Annotated in this window: 12 protein-coding genes; all 12 read left to right on the forward strand. The window is 35.3% G+C overall.

Annotation, left to right across the window (positions count from 1 at the left end; all coding sequences use genetic code 11):
* The first annotated feature begins 160 nt into the window (after positions 1–160).
* The 12 genes from CVD28_RS24380 (at position 161) to CVD28_RS24435 (ending at position 26,292) form a co-directional block, all read left to right on the forward strand.
* Positions 161–364 carry a hypothetical protein gene (locus tag CVD28_RS24380; protein WP_101597311.1) on the forward strand — a complete coding sequence of 68 codons (204 nt, stop codon included), beginning with the start codon at positions 161–163 and terminating at the stop codon, positions 362–364.
* A gap of 72 nt (positions 365–436) precedes the next feature.
* A complete protein-coding gene (locus CVD28_RS24385; RefSeq protein WP_101597312.1) occupies positions 437–640 on the forward strand; it encodes a hypothetical protein in 204 nt (67 codons plus the stop codon).
* Between the two features lie 181 nt (positions 641–821).
* Entirely contained in the window at positions 822–1,322 is a 501-nt protein-coding gene (locus tag CVD28_RS24390) for a hypothetical protein (RefSeq protein WP_101597313.1), read from the forward strand.
* A gap of 5 nt (positions 1,323–1,327) precedes the next feature.
* On the forward strand, positions 1,328–1,843 hold the full coding sequence (locus CVD28_RS24395; protein WP_101597314.1) for a TadE/TadG family type IV pilus assembly protein: 516 nt from the start codon (positions 1,328–1,330) through the stop codon (positions 1,841–1,843).
* A gap of 148 nt (positions 1,844–1,991) precedes the next feature.
* Positions 1,992–2,831 (forward strand): hypothetical protein, encoded by an 840-nt coding sequence (locus CVD28_RS24400; protein ID WP_101597315.1) that lies wholly within the window; start codon positions 1,992–1,994, stop codon positions 2,829–2,831.
* A gap of 170 nt (positions 2,832–3,001) precedes the next feature.
* Positions 3,002–7,363 (forward strand): OmpL47-type beta-barrel domain-containing protein, encoded by a 4,362-nt coding sequence (locus CVD28_RS24405; RefSeq protein WP_101597316.1) that lies wholly within the window; start codon positions 3,002–3,004, stop codon positions 7,361–7,363.
* A gap of 250 nt (positions 7,364–7,613) precedes the next feature.
* Positions 7,614–12,320 (forward strand): OmpL47-type beta-barrel domain-containing protein, encoded by a 4,707-nt coding sequence (locus tag CVD28_RS24410; RefSeq protein ID WP_101597317.1) that lies wholly within the window; start codon positions 7,614–7,616, stop codon positions 12,318–12,320.
* 178 nt (positions 12,321–12,498) lie between these two features.
* Positions 12,499–16,146, forward strand: a complete 3,648-nt coding sequence (locus CVD28_RS24415; RefSeq protein ID WP_101597318.1) for an OmpL47-type beta-barrel domain-containing protein — start codon at positions 12,499–12,501, stop codon at positions 16,144–16,146.
* Between the two features lie 159 nt (positions 16,147–16,305).
* The gene (locus tag CVD28_RS24420; protein ID WP_101597319.1) at positions 16,306–21,519 is read left to right on the forward strand and encodes an OmpL47-type beta-barrel domain-containing protein; all 5,214 of its coding nucleotides are present in this window, start codon (positions 16,306–16,308) and stop codon (positions 21,517–21,519) included.
* 242 nt (positions 21,520–21,761) lie between these two features.
* Positions 21,762–22,349 carry a prepilin peptidase gene (locus tag CVD28_RS24425; RefSeq protein ID WP_101597320.1) on the forward strand — a complete coding sequence of 196 codons (588 nt, stop codon included), beginning with the start codon at positions 21,762–21,764 and terminating at the stop codon, positions 22,347–22,349.
* A 221-nt stretch (positions 22,350–22,570) separates the two neighbouring features.
* Entirely contained in the window at positions 22,571–24,355 is a 1,785-nt protein-coding gene (locus CVD28_RS24430; RefSeq protein WP_101597321.1) for a flagellin, read from the forward strand.
* 173 nt (positions 24,356–24,528) lie between these two features.
* Positions 24,529–26,292 carry an ATP-dependent metallopeptidase FtsH/Yme1/Tma family protein gene (locus CVD28_RS24435; protein WP_101597322.1) on the forward strand — a complete coding sequence of 588 codons (1,764 nt, stop codon included), beginning with the start codon at positions 24,529–24,531 and terminating at the stop codon, positions 26,290–26,292.
* Positions 26,293–26,324 lie beyond the last annotated feature (32 nt).

Below are 26,324 nucleotides of genomic sequence, written 5' to 3' on the forward strand. Positions count from 1 at the left end.
ACTGCTATCGACCAAGTAGAAGCTGTTCAAACAAACTACGAGAACCTACCTAAAGCTACTGAATAATAACGTAGTCTCTTAATTGAGAAGGGGAATGAATCCTCTTCTACTAAAAATAAAAATCTAAAAACTATATGAAAATTAAAGGAGGAAAATAATCATGCAAAAAACAATCAACGCTTTACGTAAAAATTCAGGATATGTGTCTATTGAAACGGTAATTGTAGCTGGTTTAATCATTGGATTAGGAGCATTTGCAATTACATCATTCCAAGGAGCTTCTAACGGTGTACGTGATACTGCTATTGAGCAAGTAAAAGCAGTACAAACAAACTACGAAAACCTACCTCAAGCTACTGAGTAATAAATAGGGGGATATTCTCCCTTTTTATTTCGTCTAATTACCAATTTTTATTTGAAAGGAGGGGAAAACAACATGCAAAAAGTAATGAATACTTTACGTAAAAACTCTGGATATGTGTCCATCGAAACAGTAATCGTGGCTGGTTTGATTATTGGATTGGGTGCTTTCGCTATCACTTCATTCCAAGGAGCTTCCAATGGTGTACGTGATACTGCTATCGACCAAGTAGAAGCAGTACAAACAAACTACGAAAACTTACCAAAAGCTACTGAGTAATAAATAAAATTCTTACGAAGTATAAAGAGACACTTTAGACATAGCGTTTAAAGTGTTTTTTTATGTATAAATGGTTTTTTTCATATAAAACCAAGTAGATACCCTTATATATTGCGTCATTTTTCATATTATAATAACATGAAACAAAAGACTATAGTCAACGAAAAGAGGAGGGAAAGAGATGTTACGGAAAGTAGTTAAAAATAAAAAAGGGTTTGTTTCGATTGAAGCGATTATTGCTATGTCAAGTGCCTTAATGGTTATTTTATTAGCAATTGGATTTTTCACGTTAATATTCCCCCGAATCATGCTCCAGACAGAAGTTCATGACCTTGCTCAAAAAGCGAAAATCCAAGGCGGTTTAACGAATTCGATTTCTCAACCTGTGGATTCTGATATTGAACAATTCAAAGATAGATTGGTTCAATTGGGTTATGATAGAAACAGTATTGAAGTTACTGCAACAACAAAACCTGGAAATCTAAATGCTGTTGGTGTAACACCTTTGCATGATGGTGGAAGTAATTACATTAAGAGAGATTCTAAAGAAATGATTCAGATTACAGTGCGTGTTCCTGCTAATACATCTATCAAAGCCCCACTAAGTTTCTTTGGGGATGACGGAAGTAATGTAGCAGACAAATATACACTTGTTGAAACAGTCATGTCAGAAAGGTGGTAAGACTGATGAAACGGTTTATTAAGAATAAAAAAGGTTTTGTCTCCATTTATATGATTCTTTGGATGGCTGTTCTTATTCCAATACTTTATTTCACATTTATAGATGTCTCTCATTATGTATATGAGAAAGGTCATTTAAAATCAGTAACAGACAATGCTTCTGCTTCGGCAGTAACACAAATCAAAGAAGATTTAGTTCCACAAGGAATTTTAGAAATTGATGAAGCATCTGCCGAAAAGGTTGCAATGGACATTTTGAAACATGACCTATTGTTAAATGATGATTTAACACCAAAAGAAAATAGCGTGTTAAAGAGTAAACCTACCATTCAAGTAAATATTGTCAATATTACTTCTGAATCTGGATTTGATTTTGATACTCCTGCTGGTAAAGTGAAAATCTATAAGCCAAGTGTAGTCATTTATGCAGAATATCCAGTAAAAGGATTATTCTACTACAAAAGTGGCGTAATGATGAAAACAGTCGGAGTAAGCCAAGTACAATTTAAAAGCAATCATTAAAAAGAAGGAAAGAGTGATAAAGAAAATTTATCCTCTTTTTTTCTTTCTTTATTCCCAATAGTCAAAAATACATATAATATTGCTTATAGTCTACGAATATGATAAACTCAAAAGAGAAACTATGTAGATAATAGGAGGGAGAATAAGAATGACAAAAAAGAAAGGAACAGCCATTGTTGCAGGGCTTGTAATAGCTGGATTAGTTGGTTCTAATGCCTATGCGTATATGGAGTTAAACAAAGAAAAGGATGTCAATAAAGAAGAGGCTCACAAATTAGAAGAGCAACGTGAACAATTAAATGTAACCATAAGTCAAATAATGGGTAAATCAACAGAGTTTGTATCTCATGATGATATGATTTATGCGTTCAACATGTATGCATCTTCTAATCGTATTCATTACAATGGAGCAGATTATTACGCTGACATTAATGATATTCAAGCTCATAGCTTTAATAAAAACGAAAAAGTGAAATACGAAGCAGAAGCCAACATGACATTTTTAAAAGATAAAAAGGTCAACGAAATGAGCTATATTCAAAATGAACTTCCAGTTAAAGTAATGGAAGAAGCAAAGAAAGTAGCAGAACAAGCAAATGAAGAAAGTGGAGAAGAAACGGATAGCCATGAAGGTCATGAAGGTGAAGAAGGACACGACCATGAACATGATATTGTCATTCCACAAGAAAGCATGACAGATATAGAAAAGAAAGAGAAAAAGGAATTTATTGTAGCTGAATGGAATCAAGAACTGACATTCAATATGGATGGAGCATACATTATGCAACCAACTTCTGATATGGAAGAATCCATTGTGAAAGAATTTATTAAAACGGTTGTATTGAAAGATAAAGACGTAAATGGTAACAATGCAAAAATTCAAGTGGAAACACAAGATATCATTCAAACCATTCATGCAAATGTAGACGGAAAGGCTTTTGATTTCACTTACAATAAAGATACAAAAGAACTTAAAGAAAAAAAGTAAGATAAACCAACTAAAGCAAAAATTGCCTTAATAAAAAATGAATATTTCATTATAATGGAATATATATATTATTGAATATAGTCTTTATTATTATTTTTGTAATCTATAAAGCATATTATAGATGCATAAGATAATAAATGAAATTACGAAAAAAGAAAGGAGGATAACGTGTGGCAAAGAAAAGAAAAACAAAACAAACAACAAGAGTTTTAACCAGTGCATTAGCTTTGACCCTTATTGCTTCTAATGTGACTGCTGTTGTTACTCCTGCTCATGCGGAAACTGCCGATGATTTACAATTATCTTTAACATCGAATAAAGACGTTGACGTTGTTCTTACATTAGGAAATACGAAGATGAATGTAGCGAACTTCGGAAATGACTTAAAAAACAAATTAGTTGAAAAAGGTGTTAATTTAAACCGAATCAATATTCAAGCAGTAGAAACAAACTCTCAAAACCTACAAGAATCATTTGCTTGGAACAATGATGTTCATTCTCATGTTGGTAGAATTTATTTCCAAAATAACGGTACAAGAATACAAATGTACGGAAATGAAAGCTATGAAGGTTTTAACAAAATCTATACGCCAAACAATACTGACCCTGAAATCAAAGAGCAAGAAATGAGCTTTTCTTATAGTCTCAACTATGGGGATAGCTTTGATGGTGGAGGGGTGTTAATCAACACACATGTAACCAATGGACTTATGAATGGATATGCCTTGATGTTTCCAAAACAAGGACAAGCAACTCTATTCAAATTAAAAAATTGGAGCAACAGTCCGAGTGAACAGATTTTTATTGGTGGTTGGGGAGCAAATGGTAGTATTAACTCCAAAGCAACCCGAATTGGTACGATTAATATGGGTAGTAGTGGTTCTTTTAAATTAAAAATGGAAAAGAATAAACTTACTGTCTATAATCAAAATACTGGTGCGGAAATTGGAAATCTTCCATTAGATGAACATTTTGGATTTGGTTTCGGTTTCTTCAGTGACCATTACAGTCATGGTTGTAGCGACATTGGACAATTCTCTCTTGAGAATGTAAAGTTAAATGTTACAAAAGCAAAAGATTTTCGTGAAGTTATCAAAGAACCTAAATGGAGAGATACGTCTAAACGATTCATGGTAAACGTAGACGACCAAATTGTTCCTGACTTCAATAGTTCTTCTGCATTAGGGGAAATGTTGCCACGTTTTATCAATGAACAAATTAACTTTATTGGATTAGGAACAACTACAAACCAATCTCAATTAGAGAACTTCGTTCAACGCAATAACAATAATGGAGCATTTTATTCTAACACGAATTATCAAACTGCTTTAGAAAATACTGCTAACTATATTGTTCAAAAATTACAAGAAGAGCAAACTACGGATGGTCAATATGTATTGGTAGGAGAACCAATTGATGTTTCTGTTACTCCTTCCTCATTAGCAAAAAACACTGCTACTCCTGAATTTCCTCAAGGTAGATGGAGAATTGACCATAATTATGAATACTTTGAGAATAATTTAGGACAAGCGTCATGGGCGAACCAATGGCAAAAAGACCTTCAAATGGTCTTTGATAAGCCTGGTCAATATGACATTAGTTTTGGAGACAAACATCCAAACCCACGTTATGTTTACGCTCACAGAAAGCCTGTCGCTTCATTTGCCAGTATCGTAAGAAGCAATGGAAGCAACTTCTCTATTAATATTCAAGACTACTCTTATGACTTGGATATGGAATCACGTACAGATAAAGGTATTGTTGAACGTGAATGGAAATGGAAAAGAACAACGGATAATAGCTGGACAAATGGACAAGTTCCAACGACATTACCGCTTGGAAATGACTACATTGTTCAATTGAGAGTAAAAGACCATCAAGGAGCTTGGTCTGACCCTGAATCACGCTATATCACGACTTCTTCTGTTGTTGCAAAACCTGTCGCAAACTTCAATGTAGGAGAGAGTACAATTTCTAAATTTGTTCCATTACAAATTTCTGATACTTCTTATGACCCTGCAGGAAGAAATGTAACAGAGAAATTATGGACTGTAACGAAAAATGGCACTGTTGTTTATACAGGTGCAACACCAATGACCAATTTCCTTAATGCAGGAGAGGGTAGTTATCGTATTGCCTTAAAGGTGAAAAACGATGCAAACCTTTGGTCAGATGAATTTGCACGTAACATTACCGTTACAACAGATACAGAAAAACCAGAAGCCATTGTGAATCCAACTTCACAAGATTGGTCTCCAAATAATGCTGTTGTAAATATTCGTTTTGCAGATAAAGGCGGTAGTGGATTCAAGCAACAACGCTATGCAGTAACGCAAAGTGCAACGCCTCCTGCAAGTAATTCAGGAAGTTGGAGTGCTTACTCTTCTGCTACGGATATTAACGTAACCGTTAGTCAAGAGGGCAAAAACTTTATCCACATTGAATCAGAAGACGTAGCTGGAAACAAAATGACAAGAACAATTGGAGAATATCAAGTTGATAAAACTGACCCAACCGTAAGTTATTCTGCAAATCCTTCTACATGGACTAATAAAAACGTAACTATTAACTTTAGTGCAAGAGATTCAGTCAGTGGTGTGAATCGTTTAAAACTTCCTAATGGAAATTGGGTAACTGATACAGACGTTACGTATGTTGTTTCAACCAACGGTGTTCAAGACTTTGTAGTAGTCGATAATGCTGGAAACACCATTACTAAGAGTGTTAATGTCAATTATATTGACAAAGTTACACCAAACGCACCAACTATCACGATTGATGGTATTGAAAACACTTGGATTGACCAAGATGTGGTAGCAACCATTAAAGATAATGGAGACGGTGGAGTATCAGGCTTTAGAGTAGAATACAGTTTATCTGGTGATACAACACAAGGATGGACTACGTATAATGCTCCTGTACGAATTTCAAATGATGGAACAACAACGATTACTGCAAGAGTAGTCGATAATGCTGGAAATATTTCAAGCGTTGTTTCTAAGACAATGAAAATCGACCAAAACGCTCCAAACTTAACGATTACTCCTGATATTGTAAATCTAACGAATACAGATATTGTATTGACTGCGAAAGCAACAGATAGTGCAACAGGCGTAAAACGGATTCAATTACCGAATGGAAATTGGGTAAACGGAAGCCAAGTAACGTATCGTGTAAGTGAAAATGGAACGTATGTCTTCAAATCAGAAGATAACTTCGGACATGTAAGAACAATTAATCACGTTGTAAGCAATATTAAGAAAAATGTGTTGATTACAAATAAACGTGAGGTAGATTTAGAACTTCATGCAGAAGATTTATACTCTGGTGTCACTCATATGCAATTCAGAAATGAAGAAAGTGCTTGGTCAGTTTGGGAAAGCTATTCAACTTATAAAGATTGGGTACTTTCACCAGTAGACGGATTAAAACACGTTTGGGTTCAATACAAAGATAAAGTCGGAAACATTGCACCACCAGTTGAAGACATTATTATCTTGGACATGACAAAGCCAACTGCTTCTGCATTTGTCATCAATGAGGATGCTCCTTTCACAAAAGAAAAATCCGTTACACTTAAATTGAAGGGTAGCGATGCTTTAACAGGAGTAAAAGACATTTACTTGTCTAATGATAATGTAAATTGGACAAAAATGCCTTATACGGAAGAAACCCCTTGGGTACTTTCCAATGGAGATGGAGTAAAAACTGTTTACTTGAAAATCTCTGACGTAGCAGGAAATATTTCCGATGTGCGTACAGATACTATCTTCCTTGATACAACAAAACCTCTTGCAAATATTGTGATTAACAATGGAGACCAATACTCTGCAACAAGAGATGTTCGATTAACATTGACATATTCTGATATTGCAGGAAGTGGAATTGAAACTGTTAAAGTAATTGAAGGAGACAGAGAATATACTCTTCCTAAACCAACACCAAATAGTCCTATAACCATTCCTTGGACATTAGACTTTGGGGTAGTAAAAACAGTATCTATCGTAGCTGTCGATAAAGCTGGTAACGTAAGCAATATCGTAAGTGATACTATCATTGTTGATAAGTTGACGATTAAAGACTTTACGCTTGAAGAAGTAGTAAATCCATTAGAATTTAGTACAAGAAATCCATTCACACCGAAAGTTTGGGCTTTCGCTCCACAACCAATGTTGTCTGGTGGTAATATCACCTTCTCCGTTGATGTGAAGAAAGCAGTAGATGTCGAAGTGGTTCAAGATAAAGTTGATTATAAGGTTGAAATCGTTGGAGATAACGGATACCATAAGGCGTTCGTTGGTACAATGCGTAAAGCAGGAGACCACTATACTCAAACGGTGACAATGCCAAAAGATGCTCCAAACGGTGCAAAAGTTTATGCAAGTGCAACTGCACAACGTAAATTACTGGTATCACCTTATGATATTCAAACCGTTTACTTCCCTGGTGGCGAAGATGCTTCTCAAAAAGCACAAATCGGTTTCATTGATGGGAACATTTACGATGTAATCCGCTTCAATGAAACAAAATAATAGAAGAGAGACTTTGCTTATGCAAGGTCTCTTTTTTATATAGAAATGGATAGAACAACGGATTCATTGTTTATAGTCAATAAAAATGGTATGTTATTCCTGATAGATTTTATTTAAGAATCAATTTTTGATGATACATACGGTAATAAATGAATGAAAATTTCATTAAAATACTGATATAGGAATGAGAATATAGTCTTTAGACTATGTTGTGAATTTTACATTGAATAATAAAAGGGGGTAACAATAATTGAGTAAAAAGAAAAAAACTTCAAAACAATTAGTTGCTGGTATGGTATCTTTAGCTCTTATCTCTTCAAGTAATGTATATACTCCTAAAGCATATGCGTCAGGCGAAGATGAATTACAATTAAAATTATCATCAAAAGCAAACATAGATATTGTTTTAACAACAAACGAAACAGATGTAGATATGAATAGATACCAAACTGCATTGAAAGATAAATTAATCGAAAAGGGTATTGGAAGTAACCGTATTAACATTACAGGTGTAGAAGGGTATAAAACCCAAACAGCATTAGTTCTTCAAGACGCAGAGGCTTGGGATAGTAGAGAAGTTGTGATTGATACGTTAAGAAATTTAGGTTACACACCAGAGGTAAAAACATCGTCACAATTACCAAGTTTAGATTTATATAGATATTCTCATATCTTTATTACTTCTGACCAACCACAGTCATTTTACACTGTTTTAAATCAAAACATGAATCGAATTACAGACTGGATTAGAGGTGGAGGTATTTTACAATTCAATGCGGCCGACCAGGGTTGGAGAAGTAGTTTCTGGACTAACGGACCCGCTGGAATTGAGCATATTAGCAATTATGATGGCACAAACTATGTTGTGATTCCAAATCATGCAGTTACACAAGGAATTCCCTCAACAGTAACAGGAAGTTATGCATCTCACTCTTATCTTACAAACTTACCACAAGGTACGATAGTTTATATGTCTAATAGTGCTGGTAGACCAACTGTGGCTGAATTTAATTATGGAATTGGAACAATTTTTGTCCAAACCACAACTGCAGAATATTATACAACCCATTCAGGAAACCTTGCACCTTTGCTTAGAAATACCATTAACTACAATATCAAAAAAATACTTACGAAGAGCTTCAATGACATTATTAAACAACCAAAATGGAATGATGGTTCAGAACGGTTTATTGTAAATGTAGATGATGATAAAGTAGCAGATTTTGATAGTTCAACAGCATTAGGTGAGATTCTTCCAAGGGTTATTAATGAGGAACTTCATTATGTTGGTTTAGGTACAAACACAAATAAAGACCAAACCAATAGTTTTATAAGAAAGATTAACAATGAAGGTGCTTTCTTTGATAACAATAACTTTGAGGATTCAATTAATAAAACAGCCGATTATATTATTAGCCAGTTAAACGAGCAAGAAACAGGCGATAGTCAATATGTCTTGGTAGGTGAGCCAATTGATATTTCTGTTACTCCAACGTCATTAGCAACCAATACACAAACAGCAGAATATCCGCTTGGAAGATGGAGAATTGACCATAACTATAATTATTTTGAAAATAGTTTAGGACAAGCGTCTTGGGCGAATCAGTGGCAAAAAGACCTTCAAATGGTGTTTGATAAACCTGGTCAATATGATATTAGTTTTGGAGACAAACATCCAAACCCACGTTATGTTTATGCTCATAGACGACCAGTGGCATCGTTTTCAAGTATTGTAAGAAATAATGGAAGTAACTTCGCTATCACGATTCAAGATTATTCTTATGATTTGGATATGGAATCACGTACAGATAAGGGCATTGCAGAGTATGAGTGGAAATGGAAAAAGACAACTGATAGTGATTGGACTATTGGGAAAGTACCAAGTTCCTTACCACTTGGAAATGATTATATTGTCCAATTAAGAGTAAAAGACCATCAAGGTGTTTGGTCTTCACCAGAATCACGTTATATTACAACTTCTTCTGTTGTTGCAAAACCTGTTGCGAATTTTACGATTGATGCTCATACGAAATCTATGTATGAAACATTAGATATTTCTGATACATCTTATGACCCTGCTGGTCGAAATGTAACAGAAAAATCATGGACAGTATATAAGAATAATACTCAAATTTATTCAGGAAGCACACCTTTAACTAATTTTAGAAATTATGGTGTAGGAGAATATCGAATTGCCTTAAAAGTGAAGAATGACGCAAATCTTTGGTCAGAAGAATTTAGCAGAAATATCATTATAACAGATGATAAAGAAAATCCAGAAGCGATTGTAAATCCTACCTCTCAAAGCTGGACTTCAAACAATGTAAATGTGAATATAAAGTTTTCTGATAAAGGTGGTAGCGGATTTAAGCATCAACGCTATGCAGTGACACAGAGTTCAACGCCTCCTGCAAGTAATTCAGGAAGTTGGAGTGCTTATTCTTCTGCTACGGATATTAACGTAACCGTTAGTCAAGAGGGTAAAAACTATATCCACATTGAAGGAGAAGATAATGCTGGAAATAAATTTACGAGAACAATAGGAGAATATCAAATTGATAAAACCGCTCCTAATGTAACTCATAGTTTTAGTCCTTCCACTTGGCAAAAAGATAAAGTAACGATTAATCTTAATGCGAATGATGCCTTAAATGGGATTAGAAGTATTGAGCTTCCAAATGGAAATAAAGTTTATGATATGAATGCTGTTTCTTATCTTGTTGAAGAAAATGGTAACTACACCTTTAAGGTGACAGATAATAGCGGAAATGTTGCAACTAAAGTCGTGAGTGTAACAACCATTGATAAAACTGCTCCTGCTATTTCACATTCTTTATCTACTTCTGGTTTAACAGAAGGGAATGTAAGAGTGAATATGACTGCCTCTGATAGTCAATCAGGTGTAAAATCTATTACTCTTCCAGATGGTACAGTCATTAATGGTGGAACTGCTTCATTCGTTGCTAACCGTAATGGAAAATATGAAGTAAAAGCCGAGGATAATGTAGGAAATAAAAAAACGTATGAACTTACGGTTTCCAATATTACCTTTAAGCCTGAATTAACTGCTACACCTGTTCCAGAAGAAGATTATGTTCACTTAAATTGGACAATGGCAGATGCATGGCAAGGCTATAAATATATGATTTATAAGAAGAAAAGCACTGAATCAAGCTATCAATCTATTCCAGCAAAAAGCAATGTAAAAGTATTGAATGTGTATCCAAGAACAGATGCAACAACTACGTTTACAGGTTGGAATGGAGAATCCAAAACGATTCCTATATCTTCATCGATTGAAAAATGGATGGAGCAACCGAATGGTGAACATGCAAAAGGGTATGGGCAAGGATTGATTGATGTCGATACTGTATCTATCCCTGAATTTAACGCAAATCCAAATGCGTATTTAAAAAATCCTGATGGTTCTTGGAAATATGATGTAGTATTTGAAGGAGCGTTAGACGGTAACGGATTTAGAGCGGAAGATGATTACAGCCCACAAGCGGTAAGTGCCTTAAAATCATGGATTGCAGATGGACAAGGTTATTTATCAGGACACGATACCATTATGTATCCGATGGTTTGGAATACCAATGCAAACCAATTAAGAGACGACTTGAACATGAAAGTATCGACTCTTGACCCTGTTGCAAATGGAGTTGGTTCAACAGGTGGAAGTTCTGGAACTGTAACCGTTAAAGTAAAAAATAAAGGTTTCTTAACCAATTATCCTTGGTCAATCGGAGATGTTAATACCATTTTAACTGTCCCTGCTTCTCATAATACTGGACAAGTGACTTATGGAAACGTATGGATGGACTACACTAATTTTAGTGGAAGAATGACAGATATAAATGGACAAGGAAGTGCGAACTTCTATCTCTCTACTTGGAACAACACAGCTATGATTCAAACTGGACATAGTAACGGACAAGCAACACCTGATGAACAAAAGGTTCTTGCCAATACGTTGTTCTATTTAGCTCAAAAGACACAATCTACTTCTTGGGATGACCATACTTCACAAGATGTCGATGCACCAAACAAACCAGTGATTCAAACGGTGGTCGCTGACGGATTAAATAACAAAGTAAAAGTAGATTTTACTCCTGTTTCAGACAATGGTTCTACGTATGATTATTATGTAGAAGCAACTGGACAGCAAAACGGAGCAAAAACAACTTCGGACACTGAAACTGCTACGATTACAACTGGTTTAGATGGATATTCTTATGTGATTGACAACAATCCAACAACTGTACCTGATAAAACGATTGATACAAGAAATGCCTCTTTTACCATGAACAAAGACATTGACAGTAATTTCTATGTCCATGTTGTAGCGATTGATAAAGTAGGAAACATGAGTGAAGTTTCTCATTATCACTATGTCGATAGTGGAGCACCTACCTTGAATGTTGTTGCAGACCAAACAGCATGGACTAAAGGAAATGTGGTTCTGACTGCTACTGCTTCTGATAAAGAAACCGCAGTAAAACGTATTAAGTTGCCAAATGGAACATGGATAAATGGAGAAAATTCCACTTATACCGTTACACAAAACGGAACTTATATGTTTGTAGCTGAAGACTTGGTTGGAAACCAAACAACCAAAACGATAACAGTGTCTAATATAGATAAATCAGCACCAAGCTCTCCTTCTATCGCTAATAACCAAGATTGGATAAACGCTTCTTCTGTAGCTGTATCTATCCAAGCTGGAACAGATTCATTATCTGGTGTAAATAGAGTGGAATATAAGTTAGAAGGGGCAACCATAAAAGGTTGGACTAAATATACTGGAACATTCCAAATTGTCAATGAAGGGGAAACCAAAATTATTGCAAGAACAATTGACAATGTAGGTCAGATTTCAGGAGAAGATACTTCTTACGTCAGAATTGATAGAAGTGTCCCTCACAACACTGGTATTACAATTAAACTTAAACCCTAACAAGAAAGGGGCTTTGCTATTTTGCATAAGTCCCTTTTTTCTATTTTTTGCACGTTACTATACTCAAAACAATCATGCGATTTCAAATAAAAGAAGAAAATAGAAACGATTCTATAAAATAAGGGTTTTTTTAATAGAATACAATAGCAATAAAAAAATAAACAAAAGAGGTGATAAAGTGAGAAAAAGAAAGAAAAAGAAATTGCTTATTTCTACATTCTTAAGTGTTTTGGCAACGGTAAGTTCGGTAAGTTTACTCCCAACTGAAAGTTATGCTTCTAACACTGCTGTTCCTGACTTAATTCAAGCAGATAATCAAGGAAATTCTGCTTATTTACGTTGGGGTGTAGAGATGCCATACGACAACATTTTGTATAATACTTCTTTTGAGAACGGACAAGAGAGACCAAGCCTTTATGGTGGTGGGAGCGGTAAAATTGGAAATCAATCATTTGCAACGGAAGATAGACATTCAGGTTCGTACAGTTTGAAATTAACGGATACGAGAAGAGGGAATACAGGAAATGCTTATTGGTATCCAAGTACCTACTCCGATTCCAGTGCTCATTATTATGGTGGTCGTAGCATCCCCAATAATTCTAATTTAAGTATTACCTTTAATGTCAAAGCAGTAGGTGGCACAACGCATGTGGTAAGTGCTCACAATGGGAGTCCTTGGGGAAAAGCAGGGCTTCCACTAAGAACAACGACTGGTGAAGAGGTTTATTATGCTCAACAAGTGAACTGGAATTCGCCTCCTAATAGTTTTAAAGTGTACACAAAATCAGGGAATTTAAGTTTTACACCTGGTTATCCTTATCACATTGTTAGTTCAAGAGACCAAAATCACAACTATGGTCTATTATTCTATTATTGGAACAGTGCAACCCAACAATTTGAAATGGATGAAACTCATAAAGGAATTCAACCCTTTGCTTCAGGAAGTCCTATTGGAAGGGCATATACAGCTTTAAAAGAGGCTTTTAATGCTGGTGAAAGGGTTCTTGTTAATGATTGGGCTGGTGTTGCGTTTGGCTCTGCTACGATTCCAAATGATAACCAATGGCATACTTTATCATTTAATGCCAAAGCCTATCATCCGAATTTCGACTTCTATGCAGATGGATTTGATATGAGAAATACATGGTCTACGGATGGGATTCTATATATTGACGATTTAAAGATGGGTTATGCTACAAAAGTTAAAATCTATAGAAATGGTGTAAATCTTGGAATTTCAGAAGACCAATCCTATTTGTCACAATTTACAGATACGGAAGCGACAGACAAGACTTCTCCAACCACTCCATCCAATGTTCAAGCGAAATATGTAGGGGGGCAAATTGAATTATCATGGAATTCTGCTACAGATAATGGCACAGATTATACGTACAACATTTCCAGCATGGATAAAAATGGGGTAGAATCATCGAAAAGTCAAACAAAAACGGTAAATGTCCTTTCAGGCGTTCAAAAATATCAAATTTATAAAAATGGTGTTCTCTTAAAAGAAACGACATCGACTAAAATCTCTATTAATCCAAATGATTATCAAAATCTAACAATTGTGGCGGTAGATAATGCTGGTAATCGTTCTCCACAATCTGTTATTGGAAACGATACACAAGCTCCAAGCATTACTCATACTGTTTCGAGTTCTACCTTATCAAAAGATACTGTAACCATCTCCTTAACTGTAATAGATAATGTAGGCATTAAGAGAATTAAACTTCCTAATGGAAACTATGTAAATGCTTCTACGATACAATATGTGGCAAACAAAAATCAAAACTATTCATTCATTGCGGAAGATGCGGTTGGAAATCAACAAAGCTATACCGTAGAGATTGATAATATCTATCATCAACTGATTTTAGAAGGAGAACCAAATGAAGAAGACAATACGATTGAATTAAATTGGAATAATCCTTTTGACATTCCAACTACGTATGTTCTTCATCGTAAAAATGCAAATGGTGAATGGGAAAGTATTCCTTCAAAATCAACCGTAAAAGTGTTAAACATTTATCCAGATGAATCAGGAATACCAAATACAGGATTATCAGAAGGGCAAATTGACTTAGACGGAAATTCCGTTCCAAACTCTGGTATTTTAAAAACATGGTTATTGAAAGAAGGAATTGATGATGTAATAATTGATACTGTTTCATTATCCAGTTTTAACGCTAATCCATCTAAACATATAAAAGAAACAGATGGTATTTGGAATTATGATACCATTTTCTATGGAATGTGGAATTTACAGCCTGAAAGACTATATCCAAATGATAATGCAATAGAATATATCCGTACCTTCATTGAAGACGGTGGAGGATTTATGACTTCGCATCATACCATTGGATACAAAGGTTTAGATAGAGGGGTAAATAAATTATCTTCAGAATTAGGAGTTGAAATTTTCTCTAATCAAACGTATAACGCATGTCCGACTTATTCAGGAAGAGATGCAAGTGGGAACTTATACCCTACGGTTTCTTTTGAATTAATCGAAAATGTACGTTGTGACTATTCAAGCTACTGGCCTACTGGTAATAAAGTGCAAATTGCTAAAAAAGGTTTATTAACCGAATATCCATTTAAAGTAGGAGAAATTGGACAGAGCTATACGATTCCTTCTCAACATGGCTTGAATGTGTTTGGTAAAGGAGAAGTCTGGATGCAAACGGTAAATCCAACAGGATTTGTTGGTATGCCATTCAAAGAAATTAATATATCACCAAAAACAGGAGAAGTAGGGACAAACAATTTTTACGTTCATACTTATAATAATACAGCGATTATTAATTCAGGTCACTCTTTCCCTTCTATAAGTGAAGCAGAAACGAGAATTATTGCGAACACTTTATATTATTTAGCTCAAACGACTACCGAAACCGAATGGGTTGACCGAATGGGAATGGATACCGCTTCACCAACAGAGCCAACGATTCGTTTAACCTCTGACCATAATAACGGTGCAGATTTTAGCTTCTCTTCTGAAGATATGGGAGTTGCTTCTGAATTTATGTTAAAAGCAAGAAATTCAAAATATGAAGTACAATCCAATGTAGAAAAAGTTGAGTTAAAAACTGGATTAAAGGGTTATAGTTATGTGATAGATAAGTCACCTAACACCATTCCTGATAGAACGATTGAAACAACAAGCAATGACATTCAAGTGCCAAACAACGATGAATTTTACTTGCATGTAGTAGCGGTAGATAACGCTGGAAATATATCTTCTGTTTCTCATTATCATTATGTAGACAATGAAATGCCTACGTTAGAGCTTTCTGTTTCTTATAATGAGTGGACAACTGAATCTATTGTCATTACAGCAAAGGCAACAGATAAGGTATCAGGTATGAAACGAATTAAGTTACCAAATGGAGTTTGGGTAAATGGTGCTAATGCCACTTACACAGCTACTCAAAATGGAACTTACACCTTTGTAGCGGAAGATTATTTTGGAAATCAAACAAATAAATCCATCATTGTTTCTAATATTGATAAGATTGTTCCAACCTCTCCGATTATTTCTAATAATCAAGATTGGGTGAACACACCTTCTGTCTCTGTTTCTGTCCAAGCTGGAACAGACACATTATCTGGCGTTAATAGAGTGGAATATAAATTAGAAGGGGCAACGAGAAAAGGCTGGACTAAATATACTGGAACATTCCAAGTATCCAATGAAGGAGAAACGAAAATTACTGCAAGAACAGTCGATAATGTAGGTCAATTTTCTAATGAAACAACCTCCTATGCAAGAATTGATAGAAGTGTTCCACATAATATTGGAATCACGATTAAATTAAAGCCATAAAACCTTAATAAACAGTGGAGGTAATGTATCTTCGCTGTTTATTTTTATTTATTTATGTGATAAAATTGACTATAAAAGAAGTTTTAAATATATTGACTAAAGTATATGATAATATGATTTAGTAAAAAAATTTATTTTGAAAGAAAGGGGGAAAATACCTTGGCTAAACTAAAAAGTAAGAAAAGAAAATGGAATAAAGTATTGGCTAATTCAGGAATGTCAGCAGTAGTCTTAGTATCTGTTTTTGCACCAAGTATTCCATTAGTTGTATCACCTTTGAAAGCAGAGGCCGCTGAAACAATTACAGTTACAAACAATAGTTCTTCTCAAAAAACCATCGAATCTTCTCAATTAAGAGTATGGATGAAAGACAATACGAGATATGGGATTCAATTAATAAATGGCGGAGCAACTATCTTCTATGGACAAGATTCAGCAAGATTATATATTTCAAGAGGAGAATCATTCCCTACTGGATATCCAGGAAACTTCAGTAATTTTACTTTAAAATCATTTACAGTAAATAATGGGGTGATTGAACAAGTCAGAACAGATGGAACATTTGATTATATTTTTCGATTAAGCATCGTAAATGCCACGTCTCAAGGGGCATATATGAAAGCAGAAATTGAAATGAAAAACTTAACTGGTTCATATCAGACTGCAGGAGCTTCCTTTAATATTGATACAATGGTTAATGGAAATGACGCTTCTCCATTTAGAATTATCCCGAATGGATGGGAAGCATTCAATAATGGGGTTCAAGTAACTGGATATTACCAAGATGTTTACAATGTAACAAATGCGGATTCTATATTCCTTGGTCGATATAATCAACAATATCCAATGGCAGTAGGTAGTTTCTATGAAGGACAAGTTATTTATCCTGGTGATTCAGGGGCAGGGTTTTATTATAATCCTGAAAGCATTGCTCCTTACCAATCCAGAAAAGAATCATGGATTGTTGGGATGGGTCCTCGTAACACAAATCCTACTTTCTCCATGTCAGCACCAGCAGATAATCAAACTTTTTATCGTGGTCAAACGCTTCCTATTTCGGGTACAGCAAGAGATGAAGATATTGGTGACAATCTTGAAATTAAATGGTCAATTGATGGAGGAACTGAAAATCTTCTTACGTCATTAACCGCTAATGGTTCAAATCAATCATTTAACTATAACTATACGTTGCCAAGCAATCTTGCAGAAGGGTGGCATACCTTACAAGTTTGGGCTATGGATGATAAAGGGGGCGTGTCGTCTTCAAATACAAAGCAATTTTATGTGAATAACTTTGTTACTCCTGGTCAACCAACTTTTTCAAATGTAGACAATGATTCATTTACCGTCTCTTTTGATAAAAGTGGAAACGTAGATAGCACCACCTATGAGCTTAATCGTGTTCATAATGGAACAACGGTAAATATGGGAACTGGAACTTCCAGAAGTGAAACTGGATTAATTCCAAATACACTTTATCAGTATAAAGTAAGAGCGAAAAATACAAGTAATGTGTACACTGGTTATTCTTCAGTTAGCACCATTTATACTTTAGCCAATCAGCCAACAACAGGAAGTTTAGATGCTTCTGTTGATGGAAAAGTCGTAGCCAATTGGGGAGCAAATGGAAACCCAAGTGGTACAAAATATCATTATGAAGTAAGAAGAAGTTCTGATAATGCAGTGATAAAAAGCGGTGATACAACTGCTACTTCTGTAACCGTAACTGGTCTCCCAACGGATACCTATTATAAAGTCTATGTAAAGGCTATTAACGGAAATAATGTCAATACTTCCGAAACCTACCTTGGAGAAATGTATCAAGATACGGTTGCTCCTTCTATGACATTTTCTACCAGCACAAGTGCTTGGACTAATGGAAGTGTTACGATTACTGCTAATGCAACAGATAGCGGTACAGGGGTAAAACGAATCCAATTACCGAATGGAAACTGGATTGCTGATTCAACTGTGACATACACAGCTCCTTCAAATGGGACTTACACGTTCCAAGTCGAAGACAATGTTGGTAATGTAAGAAGTTATCCAGTTAGTGTTTCTAACATTGATAATCAAGACCCTAATGCTCCAACCATTAATGCAGGAACGAACTGGACAGATGCTTCTTCTGTACCTGTAACCATTACTCATGGTTCTGACAATGGAACTGCTGGTGTAAATCGAACAGAATATATGTTATCTGGTGCAACGACTAAGGGCTGGACAACCTATACTGGACAGATTTCTGTTACAGCAGAAGGAGAAACTACGATTACTGCAAGAACCATTGATAATGCTGGTAACGTGTCTTCTACTTCACAGAAAGTAGTGCGAATTGACAGAACAAATCCGAATGCTCCAACTATTAATTCCAATGGATATACTAATGGTGCTTGGGCGACAGGAAATGTAACTTTGTCTGCAAGTTTAACGGATAATGGAGCTTCCGATGCAAGAATTCAATATTCTTTAAATGGTGGGGCGTGGACTAATTACAATGGAAATATTCTCTTTGATGATGAAGGAACAAGCACTATTTCTTTCAGAAGCATTGACGAAGCTGGTAATACAAGTGCAACTGTTCCTTATACGGTTAAAGTGGACAAAGGAAATCCAAGTGCAACTGCAACCAAGAGTACAAGTTCATGGACTAAGGACAATGTTGTTATTAACGTAACAGCAACAGATGGAATCAGTGGAGTAAAATCTATTAAACTTCCAAATGGAACAGTCGTAAATAGTGCATCAGCAACTTATACTGCTACGGAAAACGGAACGTACAATTTCCTTGTTACAGATAATGCAGGAAGAACGTACACACTTCCAGTTAGTGTAACAAATATTGATAAAGAAAATCCAAATGCTCCAACCGTAACAGCCAATGAAAACTGGACTACGGAAAATGTAACAGTTTCTATGGATGATAATGGGGATAATGGTGGTTCTAATGTATCAAGAGTAGAATATATGCTTTCAGGGGCAACTACGAAGTCTTGGACTACCTATGCATCTCCAATTACGATTACAAATGAGGGAGTTACAACTATCAATTCAAGAGTAATCGACAGTGTTGGAAATATCTCTGCAGTTACAACCAAAACAGTGAAAATTGACAGAGGAGTACCAGTGATTGACGAAACGGTGAATCCTACAACATGGACAAACGATAGAGTAACCATTCAAGTAAATGCAAATGATAGCATTAGTGGTATCCAAAGCATTGAACTTCCAAATGGAAATCGTGTAAACGGTGCAAATGTAGCGTCTTATGTTGTTGATAAAAACGGTAGTTATACGTTTAAAGTAACAGACAATGGTGGAAATGTTTCTACTAAAACGGTTACGATTACAAATATTGATAAAGAAGCACCAACCGCTACACATACGGTTGAAAGCGTGGATGGAGAAACCTTCAAGGTAACACTAACTGCAAGTGATGATGCTTCTGGTGTAAAATCTATTAAATTACCAAATGGTGAATACACCTATGGTACAACTGCTACCTTCAATGGAACAAAAGGACAGACTTATAATTTTGAGATTGAAGACAGAGCAGGGAATAAAACACCATATCAAGTAAAATTAAATGTACCTGAACTAACGGTTTATCAAAAAGATGACCATGTGAAATCAGAATGGGCTATTGATATGTTAGATGAAGACATTCTTTCTATTACAAGTTTTGAAGCTGGACAAGAGTTGCCAACTGGAATGGGTAGTGGAGGACAATCTATCACATCAGAAGAAGCCTTTACTGGAAGCAAGTCATTTAAAATCAATAACACTTACAATGGTGGTAACTGGTATCAATTCCCTGCAACCTCTGGCAATCGTTCTATTGCTTGGTTTGGTTCAAAAAGATTCCCGAACGGAACAGATTTAAGTATGACGTTCAAAGCAAAATCTGACGTAGGTGGAACGGTTATGCCAAACGGTGACGGTGGTTGGGGAGAAACGATTAATACACTTACTCCTTCTGCTACTGAAACAGCAGTAAAAGGAAGCAACAAAATCAAAGTTGATAGTTTATCTGGAATAAACTTAGGTAGTTATATTACAACAGATACCGTTCCTACGAGTGTTAAATATATGTACCAAGTTAGAGCCATTGACACAACAACAAAAACCATTACACTAAATACTGGAATTTCAAGGGATATTGAAGCTGGTGAAAAACTAACAACGAGACCTTGGAGGGGAGCTTGGAGTTTCAATGCTCGTAATGTTCCTGCTGGTGGTGAATGGACAACTTTCAGTATTAATACGAAAGTATCCAACGCTTCTGATTATGATGTAGCGGTTCGTGGTGGTTCATTCTATATTGGTTCTCAAACAACTGGAAATCTTTATATCGATGACATTAAGTTTGGCTATGCAACAAAAGCCCAATTATTCAGAGGTAATACGAAGATTTATGAAGGTCTTCTATCTGACTATGAAGATAGAGAAGCTACTGATAAAGCAAAACCAAGTGCAGTATCTACTATTGATGTAAACGCAAGTGGTGGCAATATCTTCATGAATATTCAAAAGCCAACGGATAATGGAACGGAATATGAATATACCGTAAAAGCAGTAAGCAATAAAGGCGATACGGTTGCTTCTGAAAAGAAAAAGGTTACGGTCACAACTGGTATTGACGGATATTCTTACGTGATTGATAAGAACGCTTCAACTGTCCCTGATAATACAGTGGATTCAAGAAGTGAAAAAGTCCAAATCCCTGTAACAGACAATGGCAAATATTATATTCATATTAAAGCCATTGATGAAGCTGGAAACGTATCTGATGTGAAGCATATTCCATTCCAAGATAGCGTAGCACCAGAAATGACGTTGACGCAAAATCCGACCACATGGACTACTTCACCAGTTCAAATTACCGTTAATGCAACGGATGCTGACCTTGGAATGAAGAGAATCCAACTTCCGAATGGAACATGGGTAAACGGAAGCACTGCAACGTATCCTGTGCCACAAAACGGAACGTACACCTTTGTAGCAGAAGATTTAGTCGGAAATCAAACAACGAAATCTATAACGATTTCTAATATTGATACGACTCCTCCAACAGTACCTTCTATCACGAATAACCAAGAGTGGACTAAAGATACACCTGTTTCTGTTAGTATTACTGCAGGAACGGATAGTCAATCAGGGGTAAAACGTGTGGAATACAAGCTCGAAGGAGCAACAGCGAAAGGGTGGACAACTTACGCAGGAGCGTTCAATGTATCTAATGAAGGCATTACGAAGGTTACTGCAAGAACAGTAGATAACCTTGGACAACTTTCAGCAGAAACAGTTTCTTATGTAAGAATTGATAAATCCGTACCTTATAACACTGGTATCACTATCAAGTTAAAACCATAATAATAAAAGACAGTGGATTTTTACCACTGTCTTTTTTTATGAAAAAGACAAGAAGAAAGAATGAAAAGTATCATAAAAAATACAACTTAATAGAGGTAAATTTAATAAATAAGTATGAATAAAGTATGAATAAAATAAGGGTAAGGTCAAGAGGGGTACAACCGAAACTTTATTGTTTCGCTCATACGTTCGTGTTAAAGTTAGGGTAATTAAATTGACTATAAACAACAAGGAGGAGAGGCGTGGACATCTTATATATTGTACTGATTGCTGTAATCTCTCAATTTGGAATGAACATTGTAAGCGACAAGATTGGCTATCAATATAGTCCCTTATACAAGTGGTTAGCAATCGTAGCAAACACTGGAATATGGATATTATTATTTCAAAAACTCGGATGGTCGCCTACGCTTGGTGTAGTGGGGTTAGCCTCAACGATATTGCTTACATCGAGTTTTATAGATTTAAAATATCAAGAAATTCCCAATTCTTATAACTTAGCAGTTGCATTATTGGGTGGTGGATTTATCTACATTTATCAAGACTATTATGAACAACTCCTATTAGGTGGTGTAATTGCTTTTTTGCTCTTCTTAATGGTCATGATTTTTACAGGAGCTATGGGCGGTGGAGACGTAAAAATGGCAGGAGGAATTGGTCTTTTTACAGGTACATTCTTTGTGTCTAAATTTATTGTATATGCGTTCTTTTCAGGAGCTATCATTGCGGTTCTTTTACTAATTTTTAAACGAAAAAGTAAAAACGATGTCTTTCCGTTCGGTCCCTGCATTGCGTTATCAGGAATTTATATGTTTATTGCTTTCATATAAATGCAATAGAATAGGATATGTGATTATCACATAAATGGTAATTTTATAAACTTATCCATGATTTGTTCAATTTAAGCAGATAGGTTAAGTTTATTTTTTTGAAAAGACTTAGGTCTTTGGTATTGGTTAAAAAGTACGAAAGGTGATGAAATTAAATAGGTACAGACTTCATAAAGGTTCTCGGATTAGAGATTAAAAAAACCTATGAAGGAGTGTACATTATGAGAATTAATGGAATTTATTCAAGCAACTTATCTATTGTCAACAGAATGAATCAATATAGTAATAAAATTGAGGATTCAAACGAAAAGCTATCAAAAGGGGTAAGCATTAATAATCCTGCTGATTATGGAATTTCTTCTAAATTAGAAAGCGATATTAGAGGAAGTCAAATGGCACAAAGAAATATGCAAGACGCTTTTTCCTTTATTGATACGGTAGATACTGTATTGACTGCAGGAGAGGAAATAGGGTTTCGTTTAGAAGAATTAGCACAAAGGTATCAATCGGATACTCTTTCTAAGGATGAACAATCAACCATTAAGAAAGAAGTAAATGGATTGACAGATGAATTGAAAAATATTTTTGAATCAGCAACATTTAATGGACAAAAGCTCTTTGGAAAGGACAAAATTTCCTTATCAACAGGAAGCCAAGGTTTATTAGAAATTAAACTCCCTGACATTTCTTCGATTAAAAATTTGAAATCAAACATTGGAAAAGAAAATGATGTATTAAAAGGCATTGATACTTTAACCAAAGAATTAACAGAAGTAACTAAACCTTTAGTACAGACTGTATCTTCCCTTATTCAAGGTCAATCGCTTGTACAAGATACGCTAAAAACAGTAGGAAATCCTGTTGATATTCTTTCCAGTGAATTATTGAAGAACAAGGGTTTGCCAACAAATGCTATGAGCACACAAAAGGCTGTAGAGTCTTATAAAAAAACAATGGACACCTATTCATCTAAATTTAAAAATCATGAATCCATGTTAGAAAAAGTGTTTGATAGCAAAATCAATAAAGAACAGGTAAAAGAGATAGTAAGTAAAATTGAGGATGGCGTAGAAGACTTAATTGACGGAATGGGTAATTTCTTTAATAAGTTTAATCGCAAACCTGATTCAACAGGTTCTACTTCTAAGCCTACCGAACCAACAAATCCATCTAACCCTAACGAAAACAATAATGGTGGTGTAACAACCCCTCCAACGACTGACAATAACTCCAACCCTACTACTCCTGGTAGCGATACTGGAAGTGGTAATCCTGTAGAGAACGGTGGGGGAGATAACAACACTGGCAATGAAGGTGGAAACGAAAACGTAGGAGATAACGGTGAAAATGTTAATCCATCTAATCCTGATACTGGAAATGGCAATCCAGTTGAAAATGGTGGAAATGAAAATAACACAGGAAATACAGAAGATAATAGTGGAAATGTATCCAACCCTTCTGACAATGAAGATACAAACGTAACAACCCCTCCAACAAATGAAGGTCAACCTTCTCTTGAAGAGGAAGATAATGATAGTATCGGAATTGATATTGGTCTTGGTGGAATTGGTGGAGGCATAAATATCGGAGTTGGAGGAAACGATGGGAATATTAACATAGATATTAACATTGGGGAGGAAGAAAAACCTGATACAAACCCAACAACGCCAACAAATCCTACGAATCCAACAAACCCATCTATTCCTTCAGATGAAGAGTTAGAAGATTTGTTAAACCCTGATTTTATTAAAGAAAATGTGTTAGACGTGATTTCAAATGGGAAAAGTGAATTAGATATTAAGAGAAGAATTTTGGAGTATCGTATGAGCTATGAATCCCAAATGAATGATATAAAAAATGACCATCTAAGCCGAATTAGAGATGTCGATACAGCAAAAGAAATCATGGAAAGAACAAGAAATCAAATGTTGGAACAAATGAATATAAACGTATTCCAATTCAATATGGAACGTCAAAAACAATTGGTTTCATTGTTAATGGGATAATACGGTAATCAGAACGTATAGCTTTAGGGCTATGCGTTTTTGTTTTTTATACTTTAACATCATTAAAAATTGCATAAATCATTGACTTTAGTCAAAGAAATCATTAATATAGAATATAGATAACTACCAAAAAAAGATGACATATACGATTTTACAAAAAAGGAGAACGTAACATGAAAAAAACAGGGGGTTTCTTTAACGTATTTATCCTGCCACTCTTGATTGTGTTGGTCTTTATTGGTTCTACCGCATATATCTTTGATTTAGGCAGTGATGATAAAAAGCCAAAAGAAATTACGTACAATGAATTTCTAACGAAAGCAGAAAAAGGGGAATTAAAAGAAGCAACGATTAACTACGGAGATTCTACTTTTACAGTAACGGATAAAAAAGATAATATCTATACCACTGATAATCCACGAACGGAAAATTTTAAAGAGTTTCTATTGAAAGAGGATATTCAGGTAAAAGAAGAAGGCTCTTCAAGTGGATTTAGTTTCTTATCTACATTTGGAACAATTTTATTGATTATGATAGTATTCTCTTTCTTCATGAAAAAGAATACACCACAAGCTCAAATGAAGAACCAAGTTGTTCAAACGAAAGCAACAGAGGTAAGTAAAATTCCACCTATTCGCTTTGACCATATTGCAGGAAATGAAACGGTAAAAAAAGATGTTCAATTTATTATCGACTTCTTGAAAAACCCTGCAAAATATAAAGAAATGGGAGCAAGGATGCCAAAGGGAACAATCCTGTACGGACCGCCTGGGACTGGTAAAACGCTTTTAGCAAAAGCCATTGCAGGAGAGGCAGGAGTACCATTCTTTAGTGTCAGTGGCTCTGATTTTGTAGAAATGTATGTAGGTGTAGGTGCAAGAAGAGTGCGTGAACTCTTTGCTGAAGCACGAAAAAAAGCACCAGCCATCATTTTTATAGACGAAATTGATGCAGTAGGAAAAAAACGTGGTACAGATAACAATACAGAAAAAGACCAAACGATTAACGCTCTTCTTACTCAATTAGATGGATTCACTTCTTCTGAAGGCATTGTTGTGATTGGAGCAACCAACCGTTTAGAGATGTTGGATGAAGCTCTTATCCGACCAGGGCGTTTCGACAAACATGTTGCCATTCCACTTCCTGAATTGAAAGAGCGAAAGGAAATTTTGAAATTACACACGAAAAATAAGAAAATCATGGACAATGTAAACTTAGATGCGTTAGCAAAAATGACCATTGGATTTTCTGGTGCAGGACTGGAAACGCTTATGAATGAAAGTGCAATTATTGCAGTAAGTAAAGGAAAAGAAAGCATTGATAACAATGATGTCGATGATGCCTTCTACAAAGTGGTTATGAGAGGAGATAAGAAGTCTACTAAAGACGTGAACCAAGAACAACTACGATTGGTAGCGTGGCATGAAGCTGGTCATGCCTTAGTAGCGAAACTCTTAACCAAAAAAAGTGTTCCGAAAGTAACGATTATCCCTTCTACAAGTGGAGCAGGGGGCGTAACCTTTATTATTCCTGAAAAAGCGGGTCTTCACACGAAAAAAGACCTGATAAGTGAAGTTCAAACTCTATATGCAGGAAGAATTGCAGAGTTTCTTTTAACAAAAGATGAATCCTTGATTACCACAGGGGCAAGTCAAGATATTAAACAAGCAACTAATATCCTATTAGGTATGATAAAAGAGCTTGGAATGACAGATGAATTCGGTATGCTATATGTGGAAGCTCTAAGTGGAGTAAAAGATGATGATGTGTTAAAAGAAGCAAAGAAAATGTCTAAAGAGATATATGAAAAGACGCTTACGCTTATGACAGAACATCAACATTTATTGGAAGAAATCGCATTAGCACTTTTAGAAAGAGAAACGATTGAAGAAGACGAATTAAATCAGATTGTCTTCAAACAACCTATATCTGCGTAAAAGGTGGAGATTTTATCTCCATCTTTTTTTAT

The organism is Bacillus sp. M6-12, assembly GCF_002860285.1.
GTDB lineage: Bacteria > Bacillota > Bacilli > Bacillales > DSM-1321 > Peribacillus.

Bases quoted from the DNA above. Each gene is read 5' to 3' on its own strand.
- CVD28_RS24430 (WP_101597321.1), top strand. From the start codon at position 22,571: ATGAGAATTAATGGAATTTATTCAAGCAACTTATCTATTGTCAACAGA.
- CVD28_RS24385 (WP_101597312.1), top strand. From the start codon at position 437: ATGCAAAAAGTAATGAATACTTTACGTAAAAACTCTGGATATGTGTCC.
- CVD28_RS24435 (WP_101597322.1), top strand. From the start codon at position 24,529: ATGAAAAAAACAGGGGGTTTCTTTAACGTATTTATCCTGCCACTCTTG.
- CVD28_RS24390 (WP_101597313.1), top strand. From the start codon at position 822: ATGTTACGGAAAGTAGTTAAAAATAAAAAAGGGTTTGTTTCGATTGAA.
- CVD28_RS24400 (WP_101597315.1), top strand. From the start codon at position 1,992: ATGACAAAAAAGAAAGGAACAGCCATTGTTGCAGGGCTTGTAATAGCT.
- CVD28_RS24380 (WP_101597311.1), top strand. From the start codon at position 161: ATGCAAAAAACAATCAACGCTTTACGTAAAAATTCAGGATATGTGTCT.
- CVD28_RS24395 (WP_101597314.1), top strand. From the start codon at position 1,328: ATGAAACGGTTTATTAAGAATAAAAAAGGTTTTGTCTCCATTTATATG.